The organism is Vibrio sp. 10N.261.45.E2, assembly GCF_002875705.1.
Lineage (GTDB): Bacteria > Pseudomonadota > Gammaproteobacteria > Enterobacterales > Vibrionaceae > Vibrio.
Window position 1 is genome coordinate 16,257 of sequence record NZ_MCZZ01000027.1, and the last position, 12,540, is coordinate 28,796.

Below are 12,540 nucleotides of genomic sequence, written 5' to 3' on the forward strand. Positions count from 1 at the left end.
GTGCTTCGGTCTTTTTATTTACCCATCGGTGTACTTTAGACCACTTTGGTCAAACAAGTAGTTGGTTAGATCATCTGTACCTAATCCCTCAAACTCAATCGATACGGAATCACCACCTTTAGTAACAGTAACAACAGAACCACCGTTACCATTAGATGAAACTGAGTCTTTAATATCGCCTAAAAGAGAATCGATTTCATTGGAGTCTAACTCTTCAAATAGTTCTGAAAGGTCAATCTTATCACCTTCATTCACATCAAAGTCTTTGATGACATCAGCGCTTCCATCTAAGTCTCCGTCTAACCAGGCGAATAAATCGGCTCCTTCCCCACCGGTCAACGTATCGCTGCTTTCTCCGCCAAATAAGAAGTCGTCACCCAAGCCACCATCTAAAGTGTCATCTCCACCTTGACCATACAAGATATCGTTACCCTCACCACCTGACAATTCATCATCAGCATCGTTTTCTGATGAATTGCCGAACTCTTCTTTGTGACTAGTGACGTAATCATGAATCGTCTTAGCATCAACGTCAGCTAAACCCGAACTGAGTTTTTGAGCTACATATTCTTGGAGCGTTAGCTCTGTCGAACCGTCATCAGCAAACAGCACTGGCTGATCACCAAACAATATGTCATCACCACTTTGTGCGGTGATCGTATCTTCTCCCGGAACAGCCTGTACCGTATCTCCAGCGATTGCTTCAGCAAGGTCTTCAACTTTGATGTTGTGGTCAACAACTTTGTCTGTATCAAACATTTCTAACGTGTCTTTGTCGACATTACCGCCAAGGCCAATAGCCTGTATCGCAGACAAGCCAGCTAAAATATTAAACATGTGAACGGCTTGTGGGGTCACCTTACTACTAGCTGTATCGGAAGCACTGTATTTATCCCTAAATACAAGCTCATTACCATCGATTTTCAACGTACCAAGCCTAACACGATTACCATTGCTATCTAGATAAGGGGAATATACTTGTGCATGGCTATGACCATTATCATACTCAACAACCTTAACACCATTTACTTCTATGGTTCCTTGAGGTTGCAAAGATGCTAGGTCAAAATCGGAACCAAGGATATCTTGTAAGCTTAGAGCTTCACCCTTAGATTTATCCGCATACATCCAGAACTGATCAAGTTCATCACCGTCCAAATCATCCTCTGTTGCTTGGTTAATTTCACCATCAGTGATAAAGAACGAATGATTAGTCGCGTCATTATCTGGTAGTGAATTAAACCAGTCTATCGCGGAATCGAAGCCAGCTTCATAATTAGTACGCCCTGAACTATCATCAATTATCGTGTTAAGGGCGCTCTCAAACTGTGTTTTAGGGGTAGTTGAACTCAAATCAATGCTAATGACATGAGATGCATTAGTTTCAAATTGTGTTAGCAACACATTCACAGTACCAGAGTTTTCACCGCCTGCACTATCAACTAACTTATCAAATGCCGCCTGCAATTCAGGCTTAGCTTCTGTAATCGTACTCTTCATACTACCGGAAGTGTCGAAAATAAATGCGATGTTATAGTCCTGCCCAGGGACAATTTGCAAGCCTGATGTGTCACCGATGACAATGTTATTGTTTTCATCAGTAATGATGTTATCAGATCCACTTTCACCCATTGATATAATGTGATTGCGAACTGATGCAGAAGATGTTGCATAACTGTCCTGCGAAGTACCATCCACTTCCACCGAAGTTGCTGTAGCCTTAAGTTCAAAATCTAGATCGCCTTGGTATTCAGAAGGTACTCGAATCTGTACATCTCCATGAACGTTACCTGCAGCATCAATATCTAACTCATAAGTTGCAACACCATTCGTAGATGATACTGGCTCTACAACCTCTCCATCTATTTCTAGCTTCAACCCTGAAGGAATCCCGGTTAGTTCGACTTTGTCGTTTAAGGTTTCGCTTCCATCAACGTCAACAAGCGTAACTGACACATCAATCGGTAGAACCTGCTCTTCTAAAATTTGATAAGTTCCGGACTCATTATCTAGCGCTACGATACCATCTTGAAAGACTATCTGTTCGATCTCATAAAGATGATCTCCAGCTTCTTTATCGTTAGCATTTACTTGGTCTGCAGTATCAATGAGACGTTTGTCTTCAACAATCCAATATGGTACTTCGCTATGGTCATCTGCTTGGAACCAACGTAAAACGTAGTCTGATACATCACCAGTATAAATAACACTGTCCACTTGGTTAGGATCATCGATCGAGCCGATACCTCCGTCAAAGTGGTCGTTATAAGCACTGCCTATAAATGTATCACTTCCCTGTGTACCCACCGATACGTCACCGACGAAGTGAGCGGGAGACAATGCTACATCATCTGTATTGCGCTGATCTTTCGCTATAAACAAATCATCTTTGTCGGTACGATCATCAGTAGTATCAGCGTTATTAATCACGTCTCCACTAGAGGTGAGTCCCTCAACAATATTACCCGTGTTACCCATTTCTAGTAGAGTGCCATTATTAAATAGATCTTTAATGGCCTGTTCATCAGATGTATCGAAGCTAGGTTCCATTCGAATTGTTTTCAAATCACCAATAGTAATAGTAACAACAGGGGCATCAGCTACAGGCGTAATATCTACCGTAAGCGTATGTTCTTCTGACGTACCATTCTCGTTTACAGCCTTGAACTTAATTTCAGCGTAGTCATTCGATTTATTGCCTACACCATCAACACTAAAGCCGTCATAACCAGATTCGTTAATATCAGGATTAAAGCCAATCATGCCTGATGTTAATTGAGCAGATGTAATCTGACTCGAGTTTAATGGTTGCCAGTTAGGCTCTTGATCAGTGCCAAGATTAATCACCAACGCTCCATCGAGTGGTTGTTGAGTTATCACTACATCGTTGTCAGACTCAATCCCAAAATCATCAATCGATAGCACTAAAATAGTATCTTCTTGTCCAAAGGCTTCTTTACTTTCAGCATCTGGTCCAACAGGTACTGGATGGACAATTAGGTCGAAGGCTCCATTCGAAGTCTCACTGGTATCGCCGACAATCTCGTCTGAAATAGCTTCAATCTTAACGTTATAAGTGCCTGACTCATCAACCTGAATCATCAGATCAGCGAGCACAGTTTCGGCAGTACCATTTGATGTTAACCAAGCAGATATATCAACTTCACCATCAGCATTAACAACAAGTTCCTGATCTCCAAGTTTAACAATTGAACCTTCAGGTAAACCAGACACGACGAGCTTCAAGGTCTCTGAGCCATCGGTATCAACAAGCTGCGTAGTGATCTTAGAGACATTGATAAAGGTATCTTCCAGCCCTTCATTAATATCGAACGCTGGGTAATAACCACCCTCCGAGGATTCATGTTCAACCTGTGTCCCGATATTAACTTTATCCTCAAGCGAACTTACATCAGGAACAATATCGAAGTTGTCCGTGTTAAAGTCTACGGGTTCATTATCACCAACTGCGACACTGATAGTGGCATTACCTGGACCAGCCTCGTTGTCGTGGAAAGCAGTAATTGTGTACCAACCAGATGCCGATGGTACAAAGGCTGAAGACTCATAGGTACCGCCTCCACCCCAAGTTTGAGAGGCCATTGTTTCACCACCGACTTCAAGTCTAAATGAATCATCTGCATGACCACTAAACACGTATGACTCACCAGCAACTAGGAATACCAAACCAGTAAGTTTGCTCGAAATGTTTTCGATGGCTGGAGAGTTCTGAGTGCCAAAGTCTGGCGTCTGTGTGACTTTCGAAGTGTCGGCTACACCTGCAGACTCGATTGCTTGCTCAACAACGTCCGGAGCCACTCCGCTACCATTGTTGTAATCAAAGTCTAGGTTCTCCCATTGCTCTAACTTAAAACCTTCATCTAAATCTACATTTGGTGTCTCTACAACTAACTTGGCAGGTGTCGTATCAGGACGAATATCAATCGACATCGTCATACTAGAGCTGGTGTTGATGCCATCAGAACTGTGGTAGTTAAACTCCGCATACTCTTGCTGATTATTGCCAGTTACTACATTCTCTTCATCAAACATCGATGTACTAGATTCATAGCTTACCGGGTTGAATATCAAGAAACCTTGTTCAACCTGCTCTTGGCTTACTGATACTCCTGTACCAATCGTTTCAGTATTCAACAGAAGCCATTCATCAGTAGATTCGTTGTACAGATACATATCACCCGCACCTGGAGCACTAGTGATAACAATCGACAATTCGCTAGAATCTGCATCAGAAACGTTGAAATCGGCCCACTTAAACGTGATCGATGAACCTTGGGCTTGCGCCTCATCTCCAATGACATGAGAGTCCTGAGCTTGCGGTGCTTCATCATTATCGATGATCGTTGCAATACCTTGCTTACCACCCACGTCGAGCGTGAAATTCTCATTTAACTCATCAATGCCGTCATCGTTAGTTGGTACCTTGATGTCAAACGACGTTACTCCCGCAGGCACAACAAGCTGACCATTAACAAGCGTCACGCCCTCAGTGAACTCTACGTTGCCGGTGAAATCTTTGTTATCACCGAGTTCGGCAGAACCGGAGTTTAACGACCATTCGAATCGAGTTTCTTGACTGCTTGTGTTAGCTAGGTTTACGGTGAAGACAGCTACATCGCCCTCAATTACTTGTTCATTATTTGGATTAACCGCGTTGCTCACTGTATCGATAGTTGGAGCTTCATCGTTATCAGTAATGCTGCCCACTGAGGATTCACCATCAACAGTCACGGTGTAGGTTTCAGCGATTTCATGAAGGCTGTCATCAATTGTCGGAATCAAGATTGCAAAATCCTTCACTCCAATTGGGACAATCAGCTTTCCACTTTGCTGCTCATAGGTGACGCCATTAGTAAAACGAAACAGACTAAGGTCGAGATCTTTTTCGTCACCTGAATCATTCGCAGCATCCGTGTTCTTACCAAAAGCAACGTCCAATACAGACTCAACAAGTGCACTTGAATCCAGAGTTACTTTAAAGCCAAGATCATCACCTTCAACTACTGAGTCTGCTAGCAGGTCTACAGACGCAACACTAGAAGGAGTCGGTAGAGGGTTGACGATAACATTAACTTCAGCACTCGCGATTTGGCCATTATCATCAGTAACCTGATATTTAAACGTTGTTTCACCGACAAAATCGTCGCCAGTTAAATCAAAGTATACGATGCCGTCTTTGATATACGCATTACCTTCCGTTTCACCGTATACATAGGTAATACGTAGATTGTCGCCATCTGAATCGATATCGTTATTTAGAAGCTCAGAACTGATAATGCCAGCAAACTTCGATGTTGGAATCTCAAGAATGCCGCCTTGATTTACTGCATATGCGCCTTCACTAGAGGCTTTAAAACCAGTTAGGAAGTAATCTGACGCATCATTATCATGCGTTGCTTGGTTGGAGTACTCAGTTGCTTCAAAGACCACAGTATCAAACGCGATTGGAGTACCATCAGCACCAAGCGGTGTTATTTCGTAAGTACCTTTATTGTTACCGTCTTCAGCAATAAACGTATCACCTGCAACCGCTACGCCATTGAGGTACGCTACCCAACTGCCTTGTTCATGGTTATCAATGAAATCACCGTCACTACCTTCGTTTTTAAACAAGTTAGATACTGAAAATGTAAACTGAGTCGCAGGGCTATCTAAGTTGATTTCAAACTTCTCAGATTGCTGCTCTGCACGATCATATTCAATCTGAGCACCCAATCCACCTACTTTGCCGGCAACACCAATCTTAATGCCGCTGTGTGCGAAGTCTTTATCTTGGCCATTGAAGCTAGCATTTAGCTCAGCGCCTTCGGCTGACCACGGAGAGTCATTGTCTTCACTGAACTCACCCAGTTTAACTTCGAAGCCTTGCGGATCGTTATTCGCATTTAGGTCACCGGACTTATCGATAGTAACTGTCTTAACTTCACTTTCGTTACCATCACTGTCTACTGCTTTGTATTCGAATGAATCTGACGCCTTAGCTTCAAGAGAAGTCAGCTCCCAGTTACCTGGTCCTTGTGTACTTGCTTCCACCGAAACAATCTCAGCGCCTTCAGGAGCGACAATCGTGACATTTTGATTATTGTGGGTGTCATCATAAAGGAAGGTATTTTCTTCTGTGACACCATTACCATAATCAAAGGTGACTGTAATCTCAGCTCTTGATTGAACACTATCATCAGCATTTGGGGCAAACCAGCCACCCAAACCACTTAGTCCAACCGTTACTGAGTCCGCTGGACGAGAAGAGAAATCAATGTTGATTGCCTCGTCTTGGTGAATACCGCGATTAGTCGATGCAATACCGAAACCCATATGGCCTTGCTGGCTGTTATTTTGTACTAAAGGCTTAGCGTCAACGTTATTTCGACCTTCCGAGGTAATGGTGACGACATCACCATTATCAAATTTCAGTTCGCGAGTAAACGCATCTACTTCATCACCCCAGTTATAGAACTCTGCAGTGCTATGAGGGCCTTTATCTAATGTGGATGTATCATCAACACCTAAGAAGAAGCCTGTTGATTCTTGGTCATCTTCATAAGCGATGTTGTTAGGATCTGCATATGTCTGCCCAACTACCACTTCAACCTTGTTATTGCCATCGACATAGTAAAGAGTTCCTGAATCAGGCAGCTCTGTGATGATCACGCCGAGATTTGTATCTGCGTCATTATCGTTATCATCTTCATTATCAGAAATATGATCTGTACCATCGCCTTCGATAGTCCCCATTCCGGTATCGAAAATAACTTGCGAAGAGCCATCTGCATTGAGAGAAATAGAGAAGTCTTCAGCTTTTGGCGGGTTATCATGGCTATCGTCAATAGTTACATTTTTATCAGCGCTAGACGTATCTAGCTTCTCAAATACATCGGTACCATTTTGGGTTACGGATACAACACTAACGTTAAACTCTTGTCCAACTTCGTATTCTTTGTCTTGTTCAGTTTGAATCTCAAAGGTCGCTGTATTTGTATTTGCGTCTACGTTTACAGTTATAACTTCAACAATATCTTCATTGCTCGCATTTGTGTAAGAGTACTGAAGAGTAACCACACTATCTTCAGGCACTTGCTCACTTAGCGTAATCGTAAATGGGCTTGTCTTATCACCCTCAATAACTGAATCGGGACCAGTCAGTCCAACTGTAACGGTATCTTTGTCGTTTGAGTCTGTCTCATCGACAATCTTAGCTGTATCTGAGTCCTGTTTGTCATTTTCAACAAACTCACTCGTTGAGCTAGCATTTAGAGTTACAGTCTCTTCACCCTCAAGCAATTTATCATCAAGAACCTTGATGAAGACTTCTAAGCTATCAGAGCCGCTAGCAATAATAAGATCGGAAAGCTCCTGCTCTGAAAGCGCTTTATAATCTTGTCCATCTTTAACGTAGATCTTGTCTTCGTAATCGACACCTTTAGTTGCAGAATCCACTGCCGACCCTAGTGTAAGAGCCAGACCAACGTTCTCAGAAACAAGCTCATCTAGGTTGATTTCAAATGATAAGAAAGCATCTTCTGCTTCTATCACTGGTTGGCCAGCCGTCACTGCAAGCTCAGCAACAGGCAATACATCAACATTCACTACAACAGTATCTGTACCACCGTTACCGTCCGACACGGTAACAACAAATGAATCTTCTCCATCAAACTCGTTGTTCGGAGTGTACTTCCACACGCCCGTTTCAGGGTCGATCTCAACACTACCGTTTGTAGGTTGGCTCACCGTGTAAGTCAGGTCAGTGTCGTCAATATCGGTTGCTGTAACCTTACCAGATACAGAGTTATCCTCTTTAGTCGATACACTTATTTGATCTGTATCGCCAATCGGCACTCCATCTTTGACAAATATTGGAGCATCATTTTCTGGAGTGACATTAATCGTAACCACGGCGGTATCAGTACCACCTTTACCGTCAGAAACTGTGTAAGTAAACGTAGCGATACCATTGAAGTCATCCGCTGGAGTGTAACGAACGGTTTGAGAACCGTCTTGTAGCTCAACTAACTCAACCTGACCATATGTTGGATCAATCACTAAACTATCTAAAATAATTAACGTATCACCATCAACGTCAGAATCATTCGAAAGTAACTCGCTACTCGGGATATCGAGAGTTATATCTTCTTGTGTCTGAAGGTTTTTAATCACTTCTTGAAATTTGATATTGTCTAGATAAGTCCCACTCTTGTCGCCTTCAGTACCAACTTCTCTAAATGAAAGGGTATTTGAACCGTCTCCACTACCACCTAATAATTCCAATGACTGAGTTTGCATTATGTTGCTTTCAGGGGTGATCGTGGCAACAACTTCGCCGTTCCAAACGACCTCAAGCTCAGCACTCGGCAATCGTTCGTACATTGCCGTATCAAAAGACAGTTGGTATAGGGTACCGCTTTCCACACCTTGAATTTGTTGGGTAAGGGTTACATTGTCTCCGTTACCTTCCATATCAATCATACGATCGCCGTCTGTTTCATCAACAGCATAGCCTTCTTGAACTGAATCTAAAGCACCAGTTCTTGCATCGTAGGACCAACCATCTAGCTGGTCGATTCGAGAACCCCAACCGGCATTTGATACCGAATCATAGTCTTCAAAACTACCATTGACGATCAGGTTATCACCTAACGCTCTTGAATCATCGTTCGCGATAGGGTCATCATTTACTGGTGTGACATTAACGGTCACTGTCGTAGTGCTTTTTTCACCATGAGTATCAACAATGGTGTATTCGAACGTCGCTTCACCATTGAAGTCTTGATTAGGTTCAAATACGACATTGCCATTTATCAGCTCAACAGAACCGTTTGTAGCATTGGTTGCGTTGACAGAAAAAATGGTTATGTCATCCCCATCAACATCGAAATCATTAGCTAGCAGCTCACTACCACTAATAGTAAGAGCCTGATCTTCTTCCGTTATGAGTTTGGGCGCATCTATTCCGGTAACTGTAATGTTATCGATAAACGCACCAAGCGAATCAGATTTACCCGCACCAGCAAAAGCGATTAAAGTAGCATCACTACTAACATCAAACTCAGCATTAACTTGATACCAACCGTTGTTATCCGGACCATCTAGTGTTACAGAAATACCTTCTGGAGCAGTCACTGTTCCATCCGCATGCAGCGTAATAGTTGTATTCCCTACAGTAAAAGTCATATCAGACGACGAGTTGCCATCTTGGCGAGGGTTATAATCGAACTCTACCCTCAAAGAGTCTTGATCAGACGTATCAATTGATGTCGTCATCACCGTATTTTTATGTGGGTCTAGCTCTGCGTAAAAATCACCGTCGGTAGCATCAACAATTAAGCCGTCTCGCTCAATCTCTATACCATTAGTAAAGTCCCATACCTCTGATGGGTCTTTAGAAACAACCGTCCAACCCGCTGGGTTTGCCATATTTTCAAATGATTCAGTAAGCAATATGGTTTCTTGACTATTTTTGTAAGAATCACTAATTGCTACAGGCGCGTCGTTTACTGGCGTCACCGTCAAGTTAAACGTGCTGTTTACCGGTGTGCTGCCATCTTCGTTGCCGTCTTCAACGTTAACGTCGAACGACGCCGACGTGGTTTCACTGCCGTCATGTTTGAACGTCACTTCTCCCGCCGTCAACTGCGCCACAGTAAAACTGCCCGACGACACACCGTTCACTAAGATTGTGCCGTTGCTCGCGTTGCTGACTGTGAATGCCACGCCGGTGTCCGTATCGTCAACATCAGTGTAGCCAAGGTCCGCCGCCGTGATAATGTAGCTGCCTGCTTCATCCATTTCACCCAACAGATCACCTGTCAGCACAGGCGCATCATTCACTGGCGTCACCGTCAAGTTGAATGTGCTGTTTATTGGTGTACTTCCATCTTCGTTGCCGTCTTCAACGTTAACGTCGAACGACGCCGACGTGGTTTCACTGCCGTCATGTTTGAACGTCACTTCACCCGCCGTCAACTGCGCCACCGTGAAACTTCCAGCTGCCACGCCGTTCACTAAGATTGTGCCGTTGCTCGCGTTGTTGACCGTGAAGGTCACACCTGTGTCTGTATCGTCAACGTCGGTGTAGCCCAAGTCCGCCGCCGTGATGGTGTAGCTGCCTGCCTCATCCACTTCCGCCGACAGATCGCCTGTCAGCTCCGGCGCATCATTCACTGGAGTCACCGTCAAGTTGAACGTGCTGCCTACCGGTGTGCTGCCATCTTCGTTGCCGTCTTCAACGTTCACATCGAACAACGCCGACGTGGTTTCGCTGCCATCATGCTTGAACGTCACTTCACCCGCCGCCAACTGCGCCACCGTGAAACTGCTCGACGCCACGCCGTTCACTAAGATTGTGCCGTTGCTCGCGTTGCTGACCGTGAAGGTCACGCCTGTGTCTGTATCGTCAACGTCCGTGTAGCCCAGGTCCGCCGCCGTGATGGTGTAGCTGCCTGCCTCATCCACTTCCGCCGACAGATCGCCTGTCAGCACTGGTGCATCGTTCACAGGAGTGATATTAAGCGTAACTTCTGCTTCGTCTTCCCCACCGTTCCCATCGGTCACTTTATATTTGAAAGTTGCCTCACCGTTATAGTCGGTATCCGGTGTGAATGTGATTGTATTGTTTGTGTAGTCGACAAACAGCTCACCATTAGCTGCGGAGGTAATTGAACCGACAACAATTGAGAGCTCATCACCGTCAATGTCAGTATCATTCGCCAACAACTCATCAAAAGAAATTGCGATAGACGTGTCTTCAGCAGTAACAAGTTTAGATTGATTAATACCTGTCACTGTAATGTTATCTAACAACGCACCATAGCTATCTGAAGCTCCTGCACCTGCAAATGTAAGGTCCGTAACGTCCCCTTGGACTTCGAACTCAACCGTGATCTTATACCAACCATTTGCGTCAGGTTGCCCTATTTGGATATTAAGCCCTTCAGCACCCGATAGAGTTCCATCTGCGTGAACAGTAACTAACGTGTCACCGACTTTAAACGTCATGTCAGAAGATGAATTACCGTCGCGTCGAGGATTGTAATCAAACTCAACACGCACGCTATCTTGGTCCGACGTATTAATGCTTGTTGTGATCGCGGTATTTTGATGAGCATCAAGTTCAGCGAGGTAGTCACCGTCGGTCGCGTCAGTTATGAGACCGTCACGCTGAATCTCTAGACCATTTGTTGCTTCCCAATCACCCAAATCGTCGCCAGTTACGACTGTCCAACGACCTGTGTTTGTCATGTTTTCAAAGGACTCAGAGAAAAGCAGCGTCTCACTACGAGCTTCATATGTGTCATCAATCGCTACTGGACCGTCGTTACGGCCATTCACTGTAATCTTCGCCGTTTGTGATGTTACGCCACCTAAGCCATCCACGACGTTGTAGTTAAGAACAATCTGTTCGCTCTCACCCGCTGCCAGATAGTTAAAGGCACTTGGGTCAATCACAAGAGTGTAACCATCCGCAGCCAGCGAAAGTCCTGTTGGCAAGGTACCTAGGTCAGCAATCGACAAGGTCGCATCCGCGTCCACGTCGTCTGCGCCTTTAAGTAGGTTCAGGGTTTTCTCTGAGGCATCTTCGTGAGTCGTTTTTGTCAAATGCTCACCAACGGTTGGCGCATCGTTGCTGCCCACGACTTCTACTTCTATCTTGTAACTATCAGTACCATCTTGTGATTGAACTACCAAGTTTTCAATATAGGTGTCACCTTGGTCTAGCTTATTGGCTTTAGAGTCATCCAGTGTATAAGTCCAATCGCCTGTTAATTCATCGAATGTAAAGGAGCCATACTTACCTTCCAGTTTCCCGCTATCGACCTCTTTAAAACTCTCTTGTCCTTGGTCTACATCCTCAACCTTCAGTTGACCTTCAGTGTATAAGTTGCCAACCGCATCACCTTGGTCATCTATACCCGATTCAATAATTTCAGCGCTTTGCGGTTCACTCACACTGATGACCGCTTTATCATTAGTACCAGTAACAGTAATAGTCGCAGTCGATGTGATCGGCTCACCACTTTCATCGCTCATCGTGTAGGTCACCACGACTTCTTCTGTCACGCCGACTGGCAGGTGATCAAAATCTTCGCCAGTCGCTTCAAACACAAGTTTGTTATCAACGATGGTCACCAGACCTTTGTCTGAGTTCACACTGTCTAAAGTGAAGGTTGCCCCATCATCCAAATCGGTGTCGTTAGCTAAAACGTCCACCGTCACTGCACTGTTCTCTTGAACAGCCCCGGTGTCTGCACTGGCAATTGGGAGGTCGTTGGTACCGGTGACTGTGATGGTCGCTGTCGATGTGATCGGCTCACCACTTTCATCGCTCATCGTGTAGGTCACGACGACTTCTTCTGTCACGCCGACTGGCAGGTGATCAAAATCTTCGCCACTCGCTTCAAACACAAGCTTGTTATCAACGATGGTCACCAAACCTTTGTCTGAGTTCACACTGTCTAAAGTGAAGGTTGCCCCATCATCCAAATCGGTGTCGTTAGCTAAAACGTCCACCGTCACTATGCTGTT

1 protein-coding gene is annotated in these 12,540 nt (G+C 44.5%); it reads right to left on the reverse strand.

Features of this window, described 5'->3' with window-relative positions; genetic code table 11:
* Nucleotides 1-18: 18 nt before the first annotated feature.
* A complete protein-coding gene (locus BCT34_RS01850; protein ID WP_102305669.1) occupies nt 19-12,525 on the reverse strand; it encodes a tandem-95 repeat protein in 12,507 nt (4,168 codons plus the stop codon).
* Nucleotides 12,526-12,540 lie beyond the last annotated feature (15 nt).